The sequence below is a fragment of the Nocardiopsis sp. NPDC101807 genome (assembly GCF_044766605.1).
GTDB lineage: Bacteria > Actinomycetota > Actinomycetes > Streptosporangiales > Streptosporangiaceae > Nocardiopsis > Nocardiopsis tropica.
On record NZ_JBIWMK010000009.1, the window covers coordinates 192,587 to 215,009 of the forward strand.

15 protein-coding genes and 2 riboswitches are annotated in these 22,423 nt (G+C 74.2%); of the genes, 3 read left to right on the forward strand and 12 right to left on the reverse strand.

Going from position 1 to position 22,423, the window contains the following annotated elements; all coding sequences use genetic code 11:
- Positions 1-58: 58 nt before the first annotated feature.
- The 8 genes from ACIRPH_RS25995 to msrA form a co-directional block, all read right to left on the reverse strand.
- Complete coding sequence (locus tag ACIRPH_RS25995) at positions 59-799, reverse strand: cobalt-precorrin-6A reductase (RefSeq protein ID WP_402918882.1); 741 nt, start codon at positions 797-799, stop codon at positions 59-61.
- Positions 796-2,544, reverse strand: coding sequence for a cobyric acid synthase (locus ACIRPH_RS26000; RefSeq protein WP_402918884.1), 1,749 nt, complete (start codon positions 2,542-2,544; stop codon positions 796-798). Before ACIRPH_RS26000 ends, ACIRPH_RS25995 begins: the two co-directional genes overlap by 4 nt.
- On the reverse strand, positions 2,541-3,266 hold the full coding sequence (gene cobF / locus ACIRPH_RS26005) for a precorrin-6A synthase (deacetylating) (protein ID WP_402918886.1): 726 nt from the start codon (positions 3,264-3,266) through the stop codon (positions 2,541-2,543). Before cobF ends, ACIRPH_RS26000 begins: the two co-directional genes overlap by 4 nt.
- The gene (cobN, locus tag ACIRPH_RS26010; RefSeq protein ID WP_402918888.1) at positions 3,263-6,853 is read right to left on the reverse strand and encodes a cobaltochelatase subunit CobN; all 3,591 of its coding nucleotides are present in this window, start codon (positions 6,851-6,853) and stop codon (positions 3,263-3,265) included. The genes cobF and cobN overlap by 4 nt, the downstream gene beginning before the upstream one ends.
- A gap of 33 nt (positions 6,854-6,886) precedes the next feature.
- Positions 6,887-7,026, reverse strand: a riboswitch (cobalamin riboswitch).
- Between the two features lie 13 nt (positions 7,027-7,039).
- The gene (locus ACIRPH_RS26015) at positions 7,040-7,858 is read right to left on the reverse strand and encodes an ABC transporter ATP-binding protein (protein ID WP_402918890.1); all 819 of its coding nucleotides are present in this window, start codon (positions 7,856-7,858) and stop codon (positions 7,040-7,042) included.
- The gene (locus tag ACIRPH_RS26020; protein WP_402918892.1) at positions 7,855-8,871 is read right to left on the reverse strand and encodes a FecCD family ABC transporter permease; all 1,017 of its coding nucleotides are present in this window, start codon (positions 8,869-8,871) and stop codon (positions 7,855-7,857) included. The genes ACIRPH_RS26015 and ACIRPH_RS26020 overlap by 4 nt, the downstream gene beginning before the upstream one ends.
- Positions 8,868-9,926 (reverse strand): ABC transporter substrate-binding protein, encoded by a 1,059-nt coding sequence (locus ACIRPH_RS26025; protein WP_402918894.1) that lies wholly within the window; start codon positions 9,924-9,926, stop codon positions 8,868-8,870. Before ACIRPH_RS26025 ends, ACIRPH_RS26020 begins: the two co-directional genes overlap by 4 nt.
- A 59-nt stretch (positions 9,927-9,985) precedes the next feature.
- Positions 9,986-10,196: riboswitch (cobalamin riboswitch) on the reverse strand.
- Positions 10,197-10,753: 557 nt separating this feature from the next.
- A complete protein-coding gene (gene msrA, locus ACIRPH_RS26030) occupies positions 10,754-11,410 on the reverse strand; it encodes a peptide-methionine (S)-S-oxide reductase MsrA (RefSeq protein ID WP_402918896.1) in 657 nt (218 codons plus the stop codon).
- Positions 11,411-12,017: 607 nt separating this feature from the next.
- Here msrA and rarD point away from each other — a divergent pair.
- From rarD to ACIRPH_RS26045, 3 genes are all read left to right on the forward strand, one after another.
- Entirely contained in the window at positions 12,018-12,995 is a 978-nt protein-coding gene (gene rarD / locus ACIRPH_RS26035) for an EamA family transporter RarD (RefSeq protein ID WP_402918898.1), read from the forward strand.
- Positions 12,996-13,117: 122 nt separating this feature from the next.
- Positions 13,118-14,059 (forward strand): flagellar associated protein, encoded by a 942-nt coding sequence (locus ACIRPH_RS26040; protein WP_402918900.1) that lies wholly within the window; start codon positions 13,118-13,120, stop codon positions 14,057-14,059.
- 208 nt (positions 14,060-14,267) lie between these two features.
- Complete coding sequence (locus tag ACIRPH_RS26045) at positions 14,268-15,380, forward strand: hypothetical protein (RefSeq protein ID WP_402918902.1); 1,113 nt, start codon at positions 14,268-14,270, stop codon at positions 15,378-15,380.
- 553 nt (positions 15,381-15,933) lie between these two features.
- Here ACIRPH_RS26045 and ACIRPH_RS26050 read toward each other — a convergent pair.
- From ACIRPH_RS26050 to nuoL, 4 genes are all read right to left on the reverse strand, one after another.
- Complete coding sequence (locus tag ACIRPH_RS26050; RefSeq protein ID WP_402918904.1) at positions 15,934-16,938, reverse strand: polyprenyl synthetase family protein; 1,005 nt, start codon at positions 16,936-16,938, stop codon at positions 15,934-15,936.
- A 216-nt stretch (positions 16,939-17,154) separates the two neighbouring features.
- On the reverse strand, positions 17,155-18,795 hold the full coding sequence (gene nuoN / locus ACIRPH_RS26055; protein WP_402919114.1) for an NADH-quinone oxidoreductase subunit NuoN: 1,641 nt from the start codon (positions 18,793-18,795) through the stop codon (positions 17,155-17,157).
- Positions 18,796-18,803: 8 nt separating this feature from the next.
- A complete protein-coding gene (locus tag ACIRPH_RS26060; protein ID WP_402918906.1) occupies positions 18,804-20,468 on the reverse strand; it encodes an NADH-quinone oxidoreductase subunit M in 1,665 nt (554 codons plus the stop codon).
- Positions 20,469-20,471: 3 nt separating this feature from the next.
- Entirely contained in the window at positions 20,472-22,415 is a 1,944-nt protein-coding gene (gene nuoL / locus ACIRPH_RS26065) for an NADH-quinone oxidoreductase subunit L (RefSeq protein WP_402919116.1), read from the reverse strand.
- Positions 22,416-22,423 lie beyond the last annotated feature (8 nt).

Consider the following 22,423-nt stretch of genomic DNA (forward strand, 5'->3'; position numbering starts at 1 on the left):
GCCGCGGGGAGGGGAGCGGCCCGTGCCCGGCCCGTCGACGACCGGGTGCGCACCGCCCTCAGGGGCTCCGCCGGGGGATCCCGCCCGGGCCGGTCACCCAGTCGAAGGCGTCCACCACGTCGTGGACGGTGGGCACGCCCCGGGGGCCGGGCGGGCGCCGCACCACCACGACCGGCACCCCCAGCCTCCCGGCCGCCTCCATCTTCGGCCAGGTGTAGGCGCCCCCGGAGTCCTTCGTGACGAGCACGTCCGCGCGGTGCCCGGCCATCAGCTCCAGCTCACCGTCGAGGCGGTAGGGTCCCCGGCTGGTCACCAGCCGCCAGGCGGCGGGGAGTTCGAGTCCGGGCACGTCCACCACCCGGGCCAGGACCGCGCGCCCGCCCAGGGCGGGGACGAGGCGGGCCAGCTCCTGGCGGCCGACCGTCACGAACGGCCGCTCGCCGAGCCCGGCCGCCAGCTCCGCCGCCTCCTCGTGGGTGTCGGCGTAGTGCCAGGCCGGGTCGGGTTCCCACCCCGGCCGCTCCAGGCGCAGCAGCGGCAGGTCCGTACAGGCGGCGGCCGCGTTGGCGGTCATACCGAGCGCGAAGGGGTGGGTGGCGTCCACGACCGCGTCGTAGTCGGCCAGGGCCGCGCGCAGTCCGGGCACTCCCCCGAACCCGCCGATCCGCACCTTTCCCGCCGGCAGGCGCGGCCGGGCCACCCGTCCGGCCAGCGACGTGGTGACGTCGACGCCCGCCCCGACCAGCAGGGCGGCCAGTTCGCGGGCCTCGGAGGTGCCGCCCAGGAGCAGGAGCCTCATCGGGGATCACCGCCCCGAAGGCGTCCGCCGGGGGCGGCGGAGGGCGACGAGGCGGGAGGGACCGCGGCCGAAGGCCCTCCGTCGAGGGTGGTGGAGGGTGACGAAGAGGAAGAGACCGCGGCCGAAGGCCCTCCGTTGAGGGTGGTGGAGGGTGACGAAGAAGGAAGGACCGCGGCCGAAGGCCGTCCGTTGAGGGTGGTGGAGGGTGACGAAGAAGGAAGGACCGCGGCCGAAGGCCGTCCGTTGAGGGTGGTGGAGGGCGACGGGAGGGAGGGTCCCGGGCCGAGCACGGGGAGCCCGGCCGGGGCCCCCTCGCGGGCCAGCCCCAGCAGGGCGTCGACGTCCAGGTACCGCTCCGCCAGATCGGCGAGCAGGTCCATGCGCCGCTCGCGCGCCGCGGAGAAGTCCGTCCCGGACGGCCCGTACCCCAGCGTCCGGGCGAGGAAGGCCGCCCGGAAGGCGTCGCCCTCCAGGCTGCCGTGCCACATGGTCCCGAAGACGCTGCCCGAACGCGCCCCGCCCGGGAACTCCTCCGCGCCGTCGCCCACCGTGATCCGGCCGTGGTGGATCTCGTAACCGCTCACGGGAGCGCCCAGGGCCTCCCCCTCCGGCAGGCGGAGGACCTTGTCGGCGGTGAAGTCGGTGCGCACGTCGAGGAGGCCCAGCCCGTCGGCGGACGCCCCCGGTGCGGCCTCGACCCCTTCGGGGTCGGTGACGGTGCGCCCGAGCATCTGGAACCCGCCGCACACGCCGAGCAGGGGGCGTCCGCGGCGGACGTGTGCGGTGATCGCCGTGTCCAGTCCGCGCGAGCGCAGCCAGGCCAGGTCGGCGAGGGTGGAACGGGTGCCCGGCAGCACCACGAGGTCGGCGTCGGCGATGTCGCGCGGTCCGGAGGCGAAGACCACGTCGAGCCCGGGTTCCAGGCCGAGGGCGTCCACGTCGGTGAAGTTGCTGATCCGGGGCAGGCGCACCACCGCCACCCGCAGCGCCGCCTCCCCGTCGGCCCGCCGCCCCTCCAGGTCGAGGGCGTCCTCGGAGTCCAGCCACAGTCCCGGGTCCCACGGCAGGGTCCCGAACACCCGACGGCCGGTGATCCGTTCGAGGTCGTCCAGCCCCGGCCGGAGCAGGGCGTGGTCGCCGCGGAACTTGTTGACCGCGAAACCGGCGATCAGGACCTGGTCCTCGGGTTCCAGCAGCGCCACCGTCCCGTACATCGCGGCGAACACCCCGCCCCGGTCGATGTCGCCGACCACGACCACGGCCATCCCCGCGTGGCGGGCCAGGCCCATGTTGACGTAGTCGCCCGCGCGCAGGTTGATCTCCGCGGGGCTGCCCGCGCCCTCGGCGACGACGACGTCGTAGCGGGCGGACAGGTCGTCGAAGGCGGCGTGCGCGGCCTCGGCCAGGTGGCGCCGCCCCGCCTCCCAGTCGGAGGAGGACACCTCCCCGGCGGGGTGGCCGAGCAGCACGGCGTGGCTGCGCCGGTCGCTGCCCGGTTTGAGCAGCACCGGGTTCATGGCGGGCTCGGGGAGGGCGCGGGCGGCCAGCGCCTGCACCCACTGGGCGCGGCCGATCTCCGCCGGGCGCCCGTCGGGGCCGTGGCAGACCATCGAGTTGTTGGACATGTTCTGCGCCTTGTACGGCGCCACCCGCACGCCCCGGCGGGCGAAGGCCCGGCACAGGGCGGTGGTGACCACGCTCTTGCCCGCGTCGGAGGTGGTCCCGGCGACCAGGAGCCCCGTCACTCCGGCCTCCTCAGCAGCGCGGTGTCCATCATCCAGCCGGCCTTCTCCCTGGCCCGGCGCCGGGCGGCCCCGATCTCGGGCAGCACCTCGCCCACCCGTCCGGCGACCAGCTCCTCGGAGTCGGCGCCCAGGTTGGCCCCCCACCAGAGGGACCAGTCCTCCAGCCCCTCGAACCCGTGCCGTCCGCCGAGCACGACCACGATGTTGTCCTGCCCCGCGTCGACGGCCTCGCCCAGCCGCCGCGCCGGGGTCACGTGCACCGGGCGGCCGACCTCGTGCAGCACGATCCGGTGCCGGGCGGCCAGGACCTGGGGCGCGCTGATCCCGGGGAGCACGTCGTAGTCCGTCTCGACGCGCCCGCGCTCGGCGATCCGCCGCACGATGCGCAGGGTGGAGTCGTACAGGGAGGGGTCGCCCCAGACCAGGAGGGCCGCGGTGCCGCCGCGCTCGCCGAGCACCCGCTCGAAGGCGGCCACGCGGGCCTCGTGCCAGTCGGCGACCGCCGCCGGGTAGTCGGCGGGGTCGTCGCGGTCGCGCTCGGGGTCGGCCACGGTGACCAGCGGGACGCCGAAGGCGTCGCAGACGGCCCGGCGCAGGGCCAGCAGCCCGTCGTCCGCCCCCTTGTCGACGGCCACCGCGTAGTCGCAGTCCCGCAGGGCCTCGGCGACCTCGCCGGTGACGTGCTGGGGGCCCATGCCGATCCCCAGGATCCGCACCCTCATTCGGACCGCTCCTCCAGGTCGCCCTCGACCTCCAGGTAGACCTCGGTGAGGGCCTCCAGGGTGGCCGGGTCCGGCTCCGCCCACAGCCCGCGGCGCGCGGCCTCGTGCAGGCGCTCGACGATGCCGTGCAGCGCCCAGGGGTTGGAGCGGCGCAGGAACTCCTGGGTCTCGGCGTCCAGCACGTACTCGGCGGCGAGCTTCTCGTACATCCAGTCGTGCACGACCCCGGCCGTGGCGTCGAAGCCGAACAGGTAGTCGACGGTCGCGGCCAGCTCGAAGGCGCCCTTGTAGCCGTGCCGCCGCATGGCCGCGATCCAGCGGGGGTTGACCACCCGGGCGCGGAACACGCGGGCGGTCTCGTCCGCCAGGGGCCGTGTGCGCACCGCGTCGGGCGAGGTGGAGTCGCCGACGTAGGCCTTGGGGTCGGCCCCGCTGAGGGCGCGCACGGTGGCGATCATGCCGCCGTGGTACTGGAAGTAGTCGTCGGAGTCGGCGATGTCGTGCTCGGCGCTGTCGATGTTCTTCGCGGCGACCTTGATCCGGCGGTAGTTGGTCCGCATGTCGTCGGCCGCGGGCACGCCGGCGAGGTCGCGGCCGTACGCGAAACCGCCCCAGGCCGTGTAGACCTCGGCGAGGTCGCGGTCGTCGCGCCAGTTGCCGGACTCCACGACCTGGAGGATGCCCGCGCCGTAGGAGCCGGGGGCGGAGCCGAAGATCCGGGTGGTGGCGCGGCGCCGGTCGCCGTGCTCGGCCAGGTCGGCGTCGGTGTGGGCGCGCACGTAGTTCTGCTCTTCCGGCTCGTCGAGCCCGGCGACGAGGCCGACCGCGTCGTCCAGCATGGCGACCACGTGCGGGAAGGCGTCGCGGAAGAAGCCGGAGATGCGCACCGTGACGTCGATGCGCGGGCGCCCCAGCTCCTCCAGCGGCACCACGTGGAGCCGGCCGACCCGCCGGGAGGCCTCGTCCCACTCGGGCCGGACCCCGAGCAGGGCCAGGACCTCGGCGATGTCGTCGCCGGAGGTGCGCATCGCGGAGGTGCCCCACACCGACAGGCCGACCGACTCCGGGTAGGCGCCGGTCTCGTCCAGGTGGCGGCGCAGCAGGGACTCGGCCATGGCCTGGCCGGTCTGCCAGGCGAGCCGGGAGGGGACCGCGCGCGGGTCGACCGTGTAGAAGTTGCGGCCGGTCGGCAGCACGTTGACCAGTCCGCGCAGCGGGGAGCCGGACGGGCCCGCCGGGACGAAGCCGCCGTTCAGGGCGTGCAGGGCGTGGTCGATCTCGTCGGTGGTGCGGGCCAGCCGGGGCACCACCTGCTCGGCGGCGAACTCCAGGACGCGGCGCACCCCGGGGTCGTCGTGCACGCCCTCCGCGGCGGCGGGGTCCCATCCGGCGGCCTCCATGCGCTCGACGAGGCCGCGGGCCAGCGCCTCCACCGCGTCGACCTCCTGGGTGGGCGCGTCCTCCTTGAGGCCGAGGGCGGCGCGCAGGCCGGGCACCGCACCTCCCACGCCTCCCCAGACCTGGGCGGCGCGGAGCACGGACAGGACCAGGTTCACCCGGGCCGTGCCCTCCGGCGCCGCCCCCAGCACGTGCAGGCCGTCGCGGATCTGGGTGTCCTTGATCTCGCACAGCCAGCCGTCGACGTGCAGCAGGAAGTCGTCGAACTCCTCGTCGTCGGGCCGCTCGTCCAGACCCAGGTCGCGGTGCATCTCGGCGGCGCGCATCAGGGCCCAGATCTCGCCGCGGACCGCGGGCAGCTTGGCCGGGTCCATCGCCGCGATGTTGGCGTGCTCGTCGAGGAGCTGCTCCAGGCGCGCGATGTCGCCGTAGCTCTCCGCCCGGGCCATCGGGGGGATGAGGTGGTCGACGACCGTGGCGTGGGCGCGGCGCTTGGCCTGGGCCCCCTCCCCCGGGTCGTTGACCAGGAACGGGTAGACCAGCGGGAGATCCCCCAGGGCCGCGTCGGTGGCGCAGCCGGCGGAGAGCGCGGCGTTCTTCCCGGGCAGCCACTCCAGGGAGCCGTGCTTGCCCAGGTGCACGACGGCGTGCGCGCCGAACCCGTGCTCCAGCCAGCGGTAGGCCGCCAGGTAGTGGTGGCTGGGGGCCAGGTCGGGGTCGTGGTAGATCGCGATCGGGTTCTCGCCGAAACCGCGCGGAGGCTGCACCAGGACGACGACGTTGCCCGCCCGGAGGGCGGCCAGCACGAGTTCGCCCTGGTCGTTCACGTACAGCTCGCCGGGTGCGGCGCCCCACGCCTCGGTCATCGCCTCCTTCAGGGCCGGGTCCAGGTCCCGGGTCCAGGCGGCGTACTGCTCGGGGGTGATGCGTACGTGGGCCTCGGTGAGCTGGACGGAGGTCAGCCAGTCCTCGTCCTGGCCGCCCGCCTCGATCAGGGCGTGGATCAGGGCGTCGCCCGCCTCCGTCTCGTCGGGCAGGTCCAGGCCGGGAAGGGCGTCGGGTCCGCCCAGGTCGTAGCCCTCCTGGCGCAGGCGGCGCAGCAGGCGCACCAGGGAGCGGGGGGTGTCGAGCCCGACGGCGTTGCCGATGCGCGCGTGCTTGGTGGGATAGGCGGACAGGACCACGGCGATCCGCTTCTCGGCGGGCGGCACGTGCCGGAGCCGGGCGTGGGCGGCGGCGATCCCGGCCAGCCGTGTGCAGCGCTCGGGGTCGGCGACGTAGCGGGGCAGCCCGTCGCCGTCGATCTCCTTGAAGGAGAACGGCACCGTGATGATGCGGCCGTCGAACTCGGGGATGGCGATCTGGGTGGCCGAGTCGAGCGGGGTGACCCCGTCGTCGGATGCCTCCCAGTCCTCGCGTGAGCTGGTCAGGCACAGTCCCTGGAGGACGGGGACGTCCAGGGCGGCCATGCGCTCCACGTCCCAGGCCTCGTCGTCGCCGCCCGCGCCGGCGGACGCGGGCACGGTGCCGCCCGCCGCGAGGACCGTGACCACCAGGGCGTCGAAGCCGCCGAGCGCCTCGTAGAGGTCGTCGGGGGCCGAGCGCAACGACCCGGCGAAGACGGGGACGCCCACGGCCCGGCCGGTCGCGTCGACGGCGTCGGCCAGGGCGTGCGCGAACGCGGTGTTGCCGCCCGCCTCGTGGGCCCGGTAGTAGAGGATGCCCACCTTGGGCAGCCCCGGGTCGTGCGGCAGCTCGCGCTCGGCGAAGCCCCACGGCGGAAGCGCCGCCGGGGGCTCGAACCCCTCGCCGGTCAGCAGCACGGTGTCCGACAGGAAGGCGTGCAGGCGGCCGAGGTTGGCCGGACCGCCCTCGGCGAGGTAGCGGTGGGCCTCGGTCGCCACCCCGACGGGCACGGTGGAGTGCTCCATGAGCTCGGCGCTGGGCTGCTGCTCGCCGCTGAGGACCACCAGGGGCGTGCCCCGCTCGCGGACTGCGGCCAGGCCGGGCCACAGGTCGTGCGAGGAGCCCAGCAGGCGCACCACCACGAGGTCGGCGCGCCCGACGGCGCCGGTGAGCTCGGCGTCGGAGGCGCGGGACGGGTTGGCCCACAGGTAGGCGGCGCCGCTGGCCCGCGCGGACAGCAGATCGGTGTCGGACGTGGACAGCAGAGCGATCCGGACCGTCATGGCCGGGCTCCTCCCTCGGGGTTCTCGCCCCGTCGGCGGTCGGACTGCCCGGGCCAGTGTCTGGCTGCACCCCTCATCGGGGTGTCACAGTGGCGGAACCGCCCCGGACTCGCACCGGGTTCCTGTACCACGAGCAAAGGATTCACACTGTAGCCGGGAGCCCCTCCTCCGGTCCCGGCGGGGACGTCAGGAGCGGCCGGCCCGCCCCGGGGTGACGCGGCCCCGGCGCAGGAAGCGGACCACCGGGCCGTCGGTCCCCGGGGTGACCTCGGCCGGGACCCCGTACACCTCTCCGATGAGGTCGGAGGTCAGGACCTCGGAGGGTGTGCCCCCGGCGACCGCCCGGCCCTCCCGGAGCACGACCAGGCGGTCGCAGTACATCGCCGCCAGGTTGAGGTCGTGCAGGGCGACCACGGTGGTCACCGGCAGGCCCGTGACCAGCTCCAGCAGGTCGAGCTGGTACTGGATGTCGAGGTGGTTGGTGGGTTCGTCGAGCAGGAGCTCGCCGGGTTCCTGGGCCAGGGCCCGGGCGATCTGGGCGCGCTGGCGCTCGCCGCCGGACAGGGTGTGCCAGGACTGGTCGGCCCGGTCCGCCAGTCCGGTGCGCTCCAGCGCCCGCGCCACGGCCTCCAGGTCGGCCGCGGTCATGGGCGTCCAGGACCGGCGGTGCGGGATGCGACCCAGGGCCACCACCTCGCGGACCGTCAGCTCGGTCTGGGTGTGCGCCTGCTGCTGGACGGCGGCCACGCGCCGTGCCACGGCCCGGCGGCCGACCCGGTCCAGCGGCCGGCCGTCCAGGGTGACCACCCCGGCGGAGGGACCGAGCACCCCGGCGAGCAGCCGCAGCAGGGTGGACTTGCCCGAACCGTTGGGGCCCAGCAGTCCGACGGTCTCGCCGGGGCGGGTGGCGAGGGTGACGCCGTCGAGCACGAGCCGGCCGCCGATCCCGAGGCTGACCCGGTCGGCGCGCAGCCCCTCCCCGGGGGCCTGGACGGGGTGGTTCACGTCTTCCTCCTCACTCGGTACAGCACGGCGACGAAGGCGGGCACCCCGATGAGGGAGGTGACCACCCCCACCGGGATCTCCTGCGGGTCCAGCGCGGTCCGGGCGACCGTGTCCACCCACACCAGGAAGACCGCCCCCGCCAGCGCGGTGACCGGCAGGAGCCGGGCGTGGGAGGAACCGGTGAGGGCCCGTGCGGCGTGCGGCAGGACCAGCCCCACGAAACCGATCGCGCCGGTGGAGCTGACCAGCACCGCCGTGAGCAGCGCGGTGGCGCTCAGCAGCAGCGTGCGGGCCCGGCCCACCCGGACGCCCAGGTTCGCCGCGGCCTCCTCGCCGAACGCGAAGGCGTCCAGGGTGGTGGTGTGGGCGAGGCAGACGGCGAGCACGAGGCACAGCACCGCGGCGCACAGGAGCACGTCGGTCCACCCGGCGCCGCTGAGGGAGCCCAGCAGCCAGAACAGCACCGCGCGCGTGGTGTCGGCGTCCGCCGAGGTCAGCACGATGAACGAGGTCAGCGCCGAGAACAGCTGCATGGCCGCGACCCCGGACAGCACGACGCGGTCCATGCTCCCTCCGAGGCTGTGGCTGAGCACCATCACCATGCCGAAGGAGAGCAGGGCGCCCGCGAAGGCCCCCGCCGGGAGCGAGACCGCTCCGACGCCCCAGCCGAGCACGGTCACGAGGACCGCCCCGGTGGAGGCGCCGGAGGAGACCCCGAGCACGAAGGGGTCCGCCAGCGGGTTGCGGAGCAGGGACTGCATGACCGCGCCGCACACGGCCAGGCCGGCCCCGCAGACCGCGGCGAGCAGGGTGCGGGGCATGCGCAGGTTCCACACGATGCCCTCGCGCAGCTGCGTCAGAGGGCTCTCACCCCACCCGAACCGGGCGGCGGCCGACCTCCAGACCTCGGCGGGGGTGATGTCGGCGGGCCCGATGGTGACGGCGACCGAGACCGACAGGCCGAGGAGCAGCAGGCCGGAGGTGAGGAGCAGCGCCGGGCGCGCACCCCTCAACGGACGTACCCGAGCTCGCGCAGACCGTCGGCGACCAGTTCGATGCCCTCGACCGTGCGGATCGAGGGGTTCATCGCCTGGCCGCTGAGCAGGACGTACCGCTCCTCCCGCACGGCGGTGAGGTTGCGGGTGGCCGGGTTGTCCTCCAGGAACGCGATCTTGGCCGCCGCGCTCTCCGCGGTCTGGGAGTCGCGGGTCAGGTCGCCGAGCACGATGACGTCGGGGTCGCGGTCCGCGACGGTCTCCCAGTTGATCTGGGGCCATTCGCTGTGGGTGTCGTCGAAGGCGTTCTGCGCGCCGACGGCGCTGGTGATGGCGCCGGGGGCGCCGCAGCAGCCCGCGAGGTAGGGCGACTGCGCGTTGGCGAACCAGTACATGAGGGAGACGTCCTCGACCTCCAGCTCCTCGGTCGCGGCGTCCACCCGGTCACGGAGTTCCCCGACCAGCTCCTCCCCGCGCTCCTCCACCCCGAAGATCTCGGCCAGGTCGTGGATCTCGCCGTAGACGGCGTCCAGGGTGAGCGGCTCGCTCCGGGAGCCGTCCCCGCCGCCCTCGTTGTCCTTGCCCGTGGCGCAGTCGGTCGGGGAGACGTACGAGGGCACGCCCAGCTCCTCGAACTGTTCGCGGGTGGCGACGCCGCCGGCGCCGAGCGTGGAGACGAAGGAGGCGGTCACGAGGTCGGGCTCGGCCTCCAGGACCCGCTCGAAGGAGGGGCTGTTCTCGGCCAGCCGCGGGATGCCCTCGTCGGCCTCCTCCAAGCCCTCCATGATCGGGTCGGTCCAGGTGGCGGTGCCGACCACGCGGTCCTCCAGCCCCAGGGAGAGGAGGATCTCGGTGGTGCCCTGGTTGAGGGAGACCGCCCGCTGCGGGGGTGCGTCGAGGGTGACCTCGTGGCCGCAGTTGTCGACGGTGCGGGGGTAGCCGGACCCGGTGGCCGCTTCGTTGCCGTCGCCGTCCCGGTCGTCCTGCGGGCCGCAGGCGGTGAGGGCGAGGAGGGGGACGAGCAGGAGGGCGAGGGAGGGGAGGGCGGAGGACGGGAGCGCGTGGCGCGACATGGGGATGCCTCGGGTGTCGGGACTCGAACGCGGAGCCTGGCATGGATGCGCCTCCGCGCACTCGACGCGGAGGGGCCAGCAGGTCTTCGGACTCGGGTTCGTCCGGACGGAGTGCCTTCCCAGGGCGGTGCGCGCGGGCGCTTGTGTCCGCGCGCGGGCCCCAGTGGCTCGTGTACCCCGCCCGTCCCCCACACCGCTGCGCGTCAGCTCCGGATTCTCACCGGATTCCCTGACCACCGAGGTGGTACGACTGGCCCCGGAAGGGTACCAAGGGCCCCGTCCGGTCTCCCGGGCGGGCGGGGCTGCGGGGCCGTCCGGGCCCGTCGGGCCCATCGGCACTCCGCCGGAGCAGGGGGAAGGACCCTGGCAGGCCGCGCCCGCCGTCCGCTACGGGGCGGCCGCCCCGCCCCCTCCCGGGCGGGAGTGCCCGGCCCCGGCACGTCCGTGGCCGCACGGGATCCCTCCGGGCGCGCCTCCCGCGCACGTGACCCCTGCCGCCGTCGGCGTGCGGCTCCCACGGCCCGGCCCCGGCACACGCCCCCGCGTCGCCGGGCTGCCCGGCCTCCCCCACCGGGAGAGCGCCCGCGCCGGGGTTGTGAGAGCCCCGGTCGTCGTCGCGCGACGGCCGGGCCGTCACCCGGCCGTCAGGCGAACGTGCGCGGACGTGCTTCTGCGTGCGCGGACGTACCACCCGGCCGCCGTCGGACGGCGGGCCGGGACGCTGAGCCCCGGCCCGGAGCCCGGCCGAGGCGGACGCGGGGCCCCGGTCGTCGTCGCTCGACGGCCGGGCCCTGCTCCCCCCGGCGCGGTCGGCCGCGCCCGGACGGCTAGCCCACGACGCCGATGGGGCAGCTGGTGCCCGTCCCGCCGATGCCGCAGTACCCGTTGGGGTTCTTGGCGTCGGACAGGTACTGCTGGTGGTACTCCTCGGCGAAGTAGAAGGCCTTGAGCGGCGCGATCTCGGTGGTGATCGGGCCGTACCCGGCGGCGGTCAGCACCGGCTGGAAGGCGTCGCGCGTGGCCTCGGCGACGGCCTTCTGGGCCTCGTCGTGGTAGTAGATCGCCGAGCGGTACTGGCTGCCGACGTCGTTGCCCTGGCGCAGCCCCTGGGTCGGGTCGTGGCCCTCCCAGAAGGCCTTGAGGACCTCCGGGTAGGTGATCCGACTGGGGTCGAACACCACCCGTACGACCTCGGTGTGCCCGGTCAGGCCGGAGCAGACCTCCTCGTAGGTGGGGTTGGGCGTGTAACCGCCCGCGTAGCCGACCGCGGTGGTGACGATGCCGCGTTCGGCGCCGAGGCGCCAGAAGATCCGCTCGGCCCCCCAGAAGCAGCCCATCGCCACGTCGGCGATCTGGCTGCCCTCCGGGTAGGGCGGGGTGAGTGGCGTGCCGAGCACGGTGTGCTCGGCGTGCACCGGCATCGGGGTGTCCCGGCCGGGCAGGGCACGCGCTGGGTCGACCATGGTGGCTTTTCTCCCGAACATGACTCCAGGCTATCCGCGGCGCGGGCGCGGCGCACTGCCCTGTTCCCGCCTGTGGACGACCCCGCCGCCGGGCCCCTTCCGGCGTCGTCGTCCACCGCCGTCCGCCGTCGGCGCGGAGGTCTCTCCCCCGCCGCTCCCACGTCGGCGCGCCCCTCCCCCGACCGGCGCCCCTCTCCGTTCGCCGCCCGGCGGCGAAGCCCCGCCCGAGGGGGCGGCGGGCGATGGCGCCCCCGTCCGGCGGATCACCGCGCCCCCGCCCGCCCGGGGCCCCTGTCCGTCGGACGCCGGACCCGGCGCCCCGTCGCAGGCGCGCACCCGAGCGCCCGGGGTCCCGACCGACCAGAGGTCCGACCTCCGACAGCGCGCCCGAGCGCCCGGGCCCCGGCCCCCGGGGTCCGTCCTCCGGACAGCGCGCACCCGAGCGACCGGGGCCCCGGTCGGCACGCCGCTCCGCAGCGAGGGGCGCGACCCGCCCCCGCCTCCACGGGAGGTCGCCCACGGGCCCGGGAGGCCCCCGCCCGTCCCGGGAGCATGACCCGCCTCACGAAACCGGGTACCGCCCGATATGAGGCAGACACGCCAGATAATTCGTCCTACCATTGCGTACGTGCCGGAATCCAACCGCGGCGTCGCCCTCGGGGCAAGCGCCTTCCTCCTGTGGGGCTTCGCGGCCCTGTACTGGCCGTTCCTCTCCGCCTCCGAACCCGGCGAGATCCTCGCCCACCGCATGGTGTGGGCCCTGCTGGCGATGTGCGTCATCCTCCTGCTCGCCCGCCGGGGCTGGGCCTGGCTCCCCGCCGTGCTCCGCAGCCCCCGGCGCCTCCTGCCGGTCGCCGCCGCAGCCGTGCTGATCTCCCTCAACTGGTGGGGTTTCATCTACTCCGTCTCCGTGGAGCAGACCCTCCAGGCCTCCCTCGCGTACTTCATCAACCCCCTGATGTCGGTGTGTCTGGGGGTGCTGCTGTTCTCCGAACGGCTGCGCACGGCCCAGTGGGTGGCGGTCGGCCTGGGCGTCCTCGCCGTGGTCGTGATGACGATCGGCTACGGCGTGACGCCGTGGCTCGCCCTGCTCATGGCCTCGTCGTTCGCCGCGTACAGCGCGGTCAAGAAGTACGTCGACCTCGACGGGATGCAGAGCCTGACCGTCGAGACGCTGGTGATGTTCCTGCCGGCGCTGGGCTTCGTGGTCTACCTGGAGGCCACGGGGGACGGAACCATGTTCTCGGTGTCGCCCGTCCACACGGCGCTGCTGGTCGGCGGCGGGTTCGTGACCGCCCTGCCGCTGCTGCTCTTCGGCGTGGCCGCCCGCCAGGTGCCCCTGAGCATCATCGGCATGCTCCAGTACATCGCCCCGACCATGATGTTCTTCATCGGCTGGCTCGTCCAGGGCGAGGAGATGCCGCTCGCCCGCTGGATCGGCTTCGCCCTGGTCTGGTCGGCGCTGTGCGTGTTCGTCCTCGACCAGCTGAGCGGCGTCCGCTCGCGTTCCCGCGCACGGGCCAGGGCCCGGCTGGACCTCATGGCGCAGGAGGCGGAACGGGAGAGGGAGCCCGAGCAGCACGTCCGCCCGGACGCCGAGGAGTGACCCCGGCGGATTCCCCCTTTTCGGAGAACACAAACTACCCTGCGTGACATTGTGCTAACGTCAGGTCGCGAACCGGTCACCGTACCGGTTCCGACCAGGCAGCACGTCCCGGAGGGTCCCTCATGCCCCGCACCAGCCGAACGGCACGCGCCATGCGCGTCGCCTCGGCCGCGTGCTCCATGAGCCCCTCCCTGCTCGGCCTGCCGTTCCTCGTGGGGGCGTTCCTCACCACCCTGTGGCTCTTCGGCGCCTCACCCGTCCACGCGGACGCCCTCGGCGGCGCCCTCGACGGGACCGGGGCACTCGCGCGGAGCGGGGCGGGCGCGCTCACCGGGACCGGCGCCGCCCTCGGCGGCACCGGCGCGGACGCGCTGGGCAACGCAGGCGCGCTCGGGCTCGACCGCCCCGGTTCCCTCGACGAGGTCGTCCCGGAGCGGGTCGCCGAACCGGTCTCCAGGACCCTCGGCACCGTCCGGCAGGGCCTGGGCCGACAGGACGGGGACGACCGGACCGGACTCCTGGACGATCCCGGCTGGCCGGTGGACGAGCTTCGCGAAGGGGCCCGCCGGGTCGTCGGGGACCTCGACCGCACCCGCCGGGACACCGCCCAGAACCTCCTCTCCCCCGCCGTCGACACCGTGTCCGGCCTCCAGGACTCCACGGCTCCGGCCGGGGCCCGAGCCCGCGAGGGGGAGCCGGAGTCCGCCGACCGCGCCCGTGGGCGGGAGGGGCGCCAGGACGCCCCGTCCGCCTCCGCCGGGACCCCCGGCGGGCACGGGCCCGTGTACGCCTTCGCACCGCCCGCCGCACCCGCCGCCGAGGTCCCCTCCGCCGGGTCGGACGGGGAGCCCGGCGACACCGGCGCCTCCTCCGCGACAGCGCCCTCCGCCCAGCTGGCCACCGGCTCCGCGGCGTCCGCGGGCGGCGCCGCCCCCGCGGTCGCCGGCTACCTCACGGCCCCGCCCGTCACCGCTCCCTCGGCCTCCGCCGTGCTCCTGGCCTCCCGCTCGCTGCACCCCGTGCCGAGCGGTCCCAGCGACGACCCCACCGTCTCCCCCGACTAGGGCGGTCCCACCGCGCGGTGTCCCGTTCCCGCGCGCGGACCGTTCCCAGCGCGGCGTCCCCGCCGCACCTCCTGGGAGCTGACCTGAGTCCCGTGCCGCCGTTCACGTGATTCATGTCAGCCGGTGGTCCACCTCCGGCCCAGGTCGTCGGCGCTCCGAGCGCACGGCTTCCACGAATGCACCGACCACAGCTTCCGGAAGGAATTCCATGACGCAGGCCAAGCGAATCTCAGCCAGGGCCGTCCTGCTCGTCGCGGGCACCGCGGGCTTCGTCGCCCTCGGCGCCGGGATCGCGGGCGCCGAGGGACTCGACTCCCCCGTCCGCGAGATCACGCCGATCGTCGAGCGGGCCCTGGTGGAGGGCGTCGCCCCCACCATGAACAGCCTGGCCCCCGGCGGGGTCGGCCCCATCGCGGGCACCGCCCTGGCCGAGCTCCAGGACAGCGCGCACAACCCCGACGGCTCCGCCCCCGACCTCTCCGCGCCGCTGCCCCGGGGCACGGACGTCGCCACGCCGGTCGGGACCGTCCCCAACCCCGTCCCCGCCCTCGCCGACACCGTGTCCGGCGTCCAGGACGCCACGGGGCTGGACGGGAACCCCCACGACACCGTCGGCCACACCGCGGGCGCCGTCGTGGAGGAGCGCGCCGTGGCGGCCGGGGAGGCGCTGGAGGACACCGCCCGGGGCGTCGGGTCCGAGGCCGAGGCGACCCTCGTCGAGGTGGTGCCGCACACCGTGGAGGCCACCTACGCCCTGCGCGACGAGATCGACCTGCCGAGCACGCGCGACCTCACCACGCTGCCGCAGACCGCCGAGCTGCCCGAGCCCTCGGACCTGACCGCCCTGACCGGGAACGGGAGCATCGTCCTGGACGAGGTCGTGGCCCCCCTGGGCCGGGGCACCGTCCGGCAGAGCGCCCCCGCGGAGCCCCTGGCCGGTCTGACCGACACCGTGCTCGCCGCCCCCGAGGGCACGACCGTCCTGGGGCTGGGCGGCCCCCTGGCCGACGCCGGCGTGCCCCGCATCACCGGTACCGGCATCGCCCCGGTGGACGAGGCGCTGCCGCAGGCCGCCGAGGCCCTGCCCCGGGCCGCCGCCGACACGGGCCTGCCCACCCTCGTGGAGGGCGCGAACACGGAGACCGCGGAGGAGCTCGTGGCGAGCCTGGGCCGGGGCACCGACCTGCTCAACGACATCGACACCAGCGACATCGTGTCGATCGACGGGGGGACCAAGGAGCAGGAGGTCCCCGCGAACATGGTCCAGCACCCGACCTTCACCCAGCTGCCGGGCTCCGAGGCGCTTCCCGTCATCAGCTAGCGGGCCGTCCGGGAGGGTGACCGGTGCGACCCGAGGGAGACCCGCCCCGACGGACCAGGACCCGCGGAGGGGCTCGGCGCCCTGCGGGCCGCGGGTACGGGGGACGTAGCCGGGAGGGGCGGGTCTGGGAACCCCTCGGGTCACCGCGCCGCCCGACCGGACCGCTCGACCGCCGGCGCCGCCCCTTCGCGGGGCGGCGCCGCGCCGCGTCCGGCCCCCGGAGGGGCCGGGGTCCCGGGGGGCGGCCTTCCGCTCGTACGCCCGTCCGCGCCGCGTCCGGCCGCCAGGACGGAACAGCCTACGGCGCGGCCCCCGCTCGGAGGCGCCTACGGTCGGGGACGCAGGAGGCCGCAGGAGACAGCCACAGGGACAGGGCCGCCCACGGCGCGGCCCCGCCCGGACGCGGCGACGGTCGGAGGCGCGGGAGACGGCCGAGGGACAGCCCACGGCGCGGCCCCACCCGCCCGGATCCGTCAACGGTCGGGGACGCGGGAGGCCGCGGGAGCAGCGGGAGCACAGGAGACCGCGGGGGCGGTCGCCCCGCGCCCCGGTGTCAGCCGGAGCGCTCGACCACGTAGTCGCAGAGCGCCTCGAAGGCGTTCCTGGCCGGCCCCTCCGGGAGCGTGGCCAGCTCTTCGCGGGACTTGTCGGCCCAGCCCCTCAGGGTGGCCTCCGCCTCCGCCATGGCCGGGTGGACGCGCAGCAGCTTGAGCGCCTCCTCGGCCTCGTCGTCGCCCAGCGGGCGGCCGAGGAGCGAACGGAGCCGCGCGTCGGCGGGGTCCTGCGAGCGCAGCGCGTAGAACATCGGCAGCGTGAGCACGCCCTCGCGCAGGTCCGTGCCGGGCGTCTTGCCGGAGTCGGTGCTCTCGCTGGCGACGTCCAGGATGTCGTCGGAGAGCTGGAAGGCCATGCCGAGCGCGTCGCAGGCCCGGGTGACGGTCCCGATGGTCTCCGGGTCGACCTTGCCGAACATGCCGCCGAACTCCGCCGAGGAGGCGATGAGCGAGGCGGTCTTGTCGCTGATGACCCGCAGGTAGTGGTCCAGGGGGTCGGTGCCCTCGCTGGGGCCGGAGGTCTCCAGGATCTGGCCCTGCACGAGGCGGCCGAAGGTGACCGCCTGGAGCCGGACGGCCTCGGTGCCCAGGTCGGCGAGCATCTCGGAGGCCTTGGCGAACACGTAGTCGCCGGTGAGGATGGCGATGCTGTTGCCCCAGCGCTGGTTGGCGCTGGGCTCGCCCCGGCGCATCTCCGCCTCGTCCATGACGTCGTCGTGGTAGAGGGTGGCCACGTGGGTCAGCTCCACGACGGCCGCCGCGGGGATGAGGTCGGGGACCGTGGGGTCGCCGAAGTGGGCCGCGAGGAGCACCAGGGTGGCCCGGAACCGCTTGCCGCCCGCGGCGAGCAGGTGGGACGCCGCCTCGGACAGCAGGGGGTCACTGGAGGCCACAGAGTCCCGGAGCAGGTCCTCGACCTTCTCGAGGTTGTCCTGGACCTCCCGGGCGAGGGTCGGGTCGACTCTCGGCAGAGCGAGAAACCCGCTCGGGACAGCACCGCTCACCGTAAAGCTCCACCTGTTGAACGGGCACGTCGGCGGCCTCTCGGGAGACCCTCGGAAGGAGGCCCGGGGGCCGCCGCGTGCTCAGCACATGAACATGATCCGACTTGCCACGGTATCCGACCCGGAATGCTCAGCCAAAGCCACACCCGGGTACACGGCGGCCGGATCCGGATCACCCGGGTTTCACGGGCGATCCGGATCCGTGACCGGCGGTGTTCACCCGTCGGTGTCCGTGGAGGCCTGGTCCACCATGACGGCGACCGGTTCCGGGCCCGTCTCCGAGGACGGCAGCAGGTGGTCCAGCACCGGTCCGGGGTACAGGCCGAGGAGCAGCGTGGCCGCCACCCCGATCGTGATGACCCCGCCGGTGGCCGCGCCCGCGCGCACCACGGTCGGACCGTCGCCCTCCGGATCCCGGAAGAACATCACAACGATGATCCGCACGTAGAAGAACGCGGTCACCGCGCTGCTGAGCACGCCCACGACCACCAGGGGCGCGGCCCCGGCCGCGACCGCCGCCTCGAACACCGCGAACTTGCCGATGAAACCGCTGGTCAGCGGGATACCGGCGAAGGCCAGCAGGAACAGGGCGAGCGCACCGGCGAGCGCCGGGGAGCGGCGTCCGAGCCCGGCCCAGCGCTCCAGGTCGCCGAGCTCCTGCCCGCCGTCCTTGGTGCGCACCAGGGTCACCACCGCGAACGCGCCCAGGGTCGTGAACCCGTAGGCCGCCAGGTAGAACATGGCGCCCGCGAGCCCGTCGGTGCTGTTGGCCACGACGGCCGTCAGGATGAACCCGGCGTGCACGACCGAGGAGTACGCCAGCAGGCGCTTGATGTCCCGCTGGGTGACGGCGATGACCGCGGCGGCGACCATCGTCAGCACCGCGACCGCCCACAGCATCGGCTCCCAGCTGGCCGCCGAGGTGCCGAAGGGCACGAAGAACACCCGCAGCAGGGCGCCGAAGGCGGCGACCAGCGTGCAGGAGGCCATCAGCGCCGTGATGGGGGTCGGGGCGCCCTGGTAGACGTCGGGCTTCCAGTTGTGGAAGGGGACGGCGCCGACCTTGAACAGCAGCCCGATGGCGACGAGGCCGATGCCCATCAGCAGGAGCGGTTCGCCGTCGCCCCCCTCGCCCTGGAAGATCTCGGCCCCGCCGGCCTCCACGGCCGCCCTGATCGTGCCGAAGTTCACCGATCCGGCGTACCCGTAGACGAGGGCGATGCCGAACAGGAAGAACGCCGAGGAGAACGCGCCGAGCAGGAAGTACTTGACCGCGGCCTCCTGGGAGAACAGGCGCCGCCGCCTCGCGAGCCCGCAGAGCAGGTACAGCGGGAGGCTCATGACCTCCAGGGCGATGAACATCGTCAGGAAGTCGTTCGAGGCGGGGAACATCAGCATCCCCAGCACGGCGAACATGACCAGCGGGTACACCTCGGTGTGCTGGGAGCCCGCCATGATGTGCGCGCGCTCCTCCTCGCTGCCGGGGACGGTGGCGGCCTGGGCGGCGAACGCGTCCCGGCCGTCCCGGTTCTCGGCGATGAGCAGCAGGCTGACCAGCGCGAGCACGGTGATGGTGCCCTGGAAGAAGATCACCGTCCGGTCCACGGCGAGCACGCCGGCGGCGACGGTCACCCCGGCCCGGTCGGCGGGGAGCGTGCCGATCTGGAGCACGAGCAGCACGAACGCGGCCAGCAGCGCGAGCGCCGCCAGCCCGATCTGGAGGCCGCGCCTGCGCCTGGCCGGCACGAACGCCTCGAACAGCACGCCCAGGACGCCCGCCGCGAACAGCGTGAGCAGCGGGGCGAGCAGCCACCAGTTGATCTCCGGCGGTCCCTCGGTGACGACGGGGAGGTCCATGTGGGGGATCACTCCTCGCCTCCTTCCTCAGAGGCCCCGTCCGCCCCGGCGCCCGCGGTGTCGGCGGTCCCGACCTCCACGGTGCGCTCGACGGCGGGGTTGATCACGTTGAGCAGGGGCTGGGGGTAGAGGCCGAACGCGATGATGAGCGCGAGCAGCGGGGCGACCGCCCACGTCTCGCGCCCGGACAGGTCCCGCAGCCCGGACAGCCGGGCCGGGGTCTCCCCGGTCATGGTGCGCTGGTACATCCACAGGATGTAGAGCGCGGCCAGGACGACGCCGGACGCGGCGATGACCGCGGGCGCGGGGTGGAACGCGTACACCCCGACGAACACGAGGAACTCGCTGACGAACGGGGCGAGGCCGGGCAGCGCCAGGCCCGCGAGGCCGGCGACCAGGAACACCCCGGCGAGCTTGGGCGCGACCTTCTGGACGCCGCCGTAGTCCTCGATGAGCGACGACCCGCGCCGCGCGACGAGGAAGCCCACGACGAGGAACAGCGCGCCGGTCGCGAACCCGTGGTTGACCATGTAGAGGGCGGCCCCGGCCTGCGCCTGCGGCGTCAGGGCGAAGATGCCCAGGGTGATGAACCCGAAGTGGGACACGGACGTGTACGCCACCAGGCGCATCATGTCGCTCTGCCCGATGGCGAGGATCGCGCCGTAGACGATGCTCACCAGGCTCAGAGCGACCACCGGCCACACGAACCACGAGACCGCGGACGGGAACAGCTCCAGGCAGTAGCGGAGCATGCCGTAGGTGCCGACCTTGTCGAGCACGCCGACGAGCAGCACGGCGGTGCCGGGGCGCGAGGCCCCCGCCGCCGAGGGCAGCCAGGTGTGCACGGGCCACATCGGCGCCTTGATCGCGAAGGCGATGAAGAAGCCGAGGAAGAGCCACCGCGCGGTGCCCGGGTCGACCGCCGCGAGGGCGCTGCCCTCGCCCACGAGGTCGGTCCACAGGAAGGTCCCGCCGATGACGTACACGCCGATCACCGCGACCAGCATGACCAGTCCGCCGGCGAGGCTGTACAGCAGGAACTTGACGGCCGCCTTGGCCCTGTCCTCACCGCGCCCGTACCGGCCGATCATGAAGTAGACCGGGATGAGCATGGCCTCGAAGAACACGTAGAACAGGAACACGTCGGTGGCCGCGAAGACACCGATCATCATGGCCTCGAGCACCAGGACGAGCGCGAAGTAGCCGCGTCCGCCGTCCTCCCTGTCCTCGTTCTCGTTCCAGGCCGCGAGGATGACGAGCGGCACCAGGACCGCCGACATGAGGATCAGCGTCAGCGCGATCCCGTCGACGCCGAGCGCGAAGTGGACGCCGAAGCGCGGGATCCAGGGGTAGACCTCCTCGAACTGGAGGCCGCCCGCCGCGGACGTGTCGAACCTCAGCGCCATGGCGGCGAGGACGACGAGGGTGAGCACGGAGAAGCCGAGCGCGACCCGCTTGGCGGTCCCGGCGGGCGACCCGGCGGCCCCCGCGGCGGTGGCCGCCGGGGCCCTGGTGGCCGTGGCCGTGGCGGCCCCGGCCGTGGCCGCGGCGCCCGCGGAGGCGGAGGCCCCCGCGGTGGCCGCGGCGGGTGACGTCTTCACGCGCGGCAGCGCCCAGATGACGGCCGCGCCGATCACGGGGAGCGCGATCGCGATAGTGAGCCAGGGGATCATTGTCTAGAACCTCACAGCCAGCGTCGCGGCGACGATGACGGCGCCGAGGAGCATCGTGAGCGCGTACGTCCGGGCGAAGCCGGTCTGCGCCCTGCCCAGCCCGCGGGAGGAGTCGCGCACACCCGTGCCGAGCCCGTTGACCGCGCCGTCGATGATCTTCTCCTCGACCACGAGCAGGACCTTGGTCAGGACCTGTCCGGGCCGCATCAGCAGGCCTTCGTTGATCTGGTTTCCGTACAGCTCCTCACGCGCGAAGGCGGTGACGAGGTTGGCCTCCGGCGCGGTCCTGGCCACCGGCCTGCGCAGGTAGACCACCCAGGCGAGGGCCACACCGCCGACCATCACGGCCAGGGCCGCGATCCCGTAGGGGGCGGTGAACGCGTGCGCCACGTCGAAGTGGTGCGGGTGGGCCCCGATGCTCGGGGCCAGGAAGTTCGCGAACCGGTCGCCGAGGGTCATGAACGCGCCCAGGGCGACGGAGCCGATCGCCAGCACCACCATGGGAGCGGTCATGCTGACCGGCGACTCGTGCGGGTGCACGCCCTCCTCCCAGCGCTTCTCGCCGAAGAAGGTCATGAAGACCATCCGCGACATGTAGAAGGCGGTGAGCGCGGCGCCGACGATGACGGCGGTGCCGAGGACCAGGCCCCGGGTGCCGCCGACGCCGAAGGCCGCGGAGATGATGCTCTCCTTGGTCCACCAGCCGGACAGCAGCGGGAACCCGATGATGGCGAGGTAGCCGAGGCCGAAGGTCGCGAACGTGACCGGCATGGCCTTGCGGAGGGCACCGTACCGGCGCATGTCCACGCCGTCGTTCATGGCGTGCATGACCGATCCGGCCCCGAGGAACAGCCCGGCCTTGAAGAAGCCGTGCGTGACCAGGTGGGCGATGGCGGCCACGTAGCCGACGGGGCCGAGCCCGGCGGCGAGGACCATCATGCCGATCTGGCTCATCGTGGACCCGGCGAGGGACTTCTTGATGTCGTCCTTGGCCGAGGCGATGATCCCGCCCGCGATCATGGTCGCGGCGCCCACGACGGTGACGACCGTCTGGGCGACGGGCGCCGCCTCGAAGACGGGCCCGGCGCGCACGATGAGGTACACGCCCGCGGTGACCATGGTGGCCGCGTGGATGAGCGCGGACACCGGGGTGGGGCCCTCCATGGCGTCGAGGAGCCAGGCCTGGAGGGGCAGCTGCGCGGACTTGCCGCACGCGCCGAGGAGCAGCAGCAGCCCGACGGCGAGCAGGACGCCGTCGCCGGCCCCGGGGACGGCCGCGAACACGTCGCTGAAGCTGACCGCGCCCAGCGCCGTGAACATGATCATGATGGCGACCAGCAGGCCGATGTCGCCGACCCGGTTGATCAGGAACGCCTTCTTGGCGGCGGTGGCCGCGGTCGGCTTGTACTGCCAGAACCCGATGAGCAGGTAGGACGCGAGGCCCACGCCCTCCCAGCCGAGGAACAGCAGGACGAAGTTGTCCGCGAGCACCAGCACGAGCATGGCGGCGACGAACAGGTTGAGGTAGGCGAAGAACCGCCGTTTGCCGGGGTCCTCGGACATGTAGCCGAGGGAGTAGATGTGGATCAGGGAGCCGACGAAGGTGATCAGCAGGACGAAGCTGATCGAGAGCGGGTCGACCAGGAGGTCCACCCCGGCGGAGAAGTCGCCGACGGCGAACCACTGGTAGACGGGGACGGCGACGCTGCGGGCGTCGGCGCCCCGGCCCAGGAGGTCGAACAGGGCCAGGAGCGCCCAGGCGAAGGCGGCGACCGGGAGGGCCGTGGCCAGCCAGGGCCCCCACTTGTCGGTTCGCCTCCCCCCGAGCAGCAGGACCGCCGCGCCCGCGAGCGGCAGGGCGATCAGCAGCCAGGCGTTCGACAGCACCGCGCTGTCGGCGGCGGTCGCCACCGCGGGTTCGGCGGCGAGGTACGCGTGAGATGTCACTGCCACGT

What these genes read in the sequence shown, in the direction of transcription:
- cobN (WP_402918888.1), bottom strand. Translation starts at nt 6,853, where the DNA reads ATGACGGTCCGGATCGCTCTGCTGTCCACGTCCGACACCGATCTGCTG.
- msrA (WP_402918896.1), bottom strand. Translation starts at nt 11,410, where the DNA reads ATGTTCGGGAGAAAAGCCACCATGGTCGACCCAGCGCGTGCCCTGCCC.
- nuoN (WP_402919114.1), bottom strand. Translation starts at nt 18,795, where the DNA reads ATGGACCTCCCCGTCGTCACCGAGGGACCGCCGGAGATCAACTGGTGG.
- ACIRPH_RS26025 (WP_402918894.1), bottom strand. Translation starts at nt 9,926, where the DNA reads ATGTCGCGCCACGCGCTCCCGTCCTCCGCCCTCCCCTCCCTCGCCCTC.
- ACIRPH_RS26040 (WP_402918900.1), top strand. Translation starts at nt 13,118, where the DNA reads ATGCCCCGCACCAGCCGAACGGCACGCGCCATGCGCGTCGCCTCGGCC.
- cobF (WP_402918886.1), bottom strand. Translation starts at nt 3,266, where the DNA reads ATGAGGGTGCGGATCCTGGGGATCGGCATGGGCCCCCAGCACGTCACC.
- ACIRPH_RS26060 (WP_402918906.1), bottom strand. Translation starts at nt 20,468, where the DNA reads ATGATCCCCTGGCTCACTATCGCGATCGCGCTCCCCGTGATCGGCGCG.
- ACIRPH_RS25995 (WP_402918882.1), bottom strand. Translation starts at nt 799, where the DNA reads ATGAGGCTCCTGCTCCTGGGCGGCACCTCCGAGGCCCGCGAACTGGCC.
- ACIRPH_RS26045 (WP_402918902.1), top strand. Translation starts at nt 14,268, where the DNA reads ATGACGCAGGCCAAGCGAATCTCAGCCAGGGCCGTCCTGCTCGTCGCG.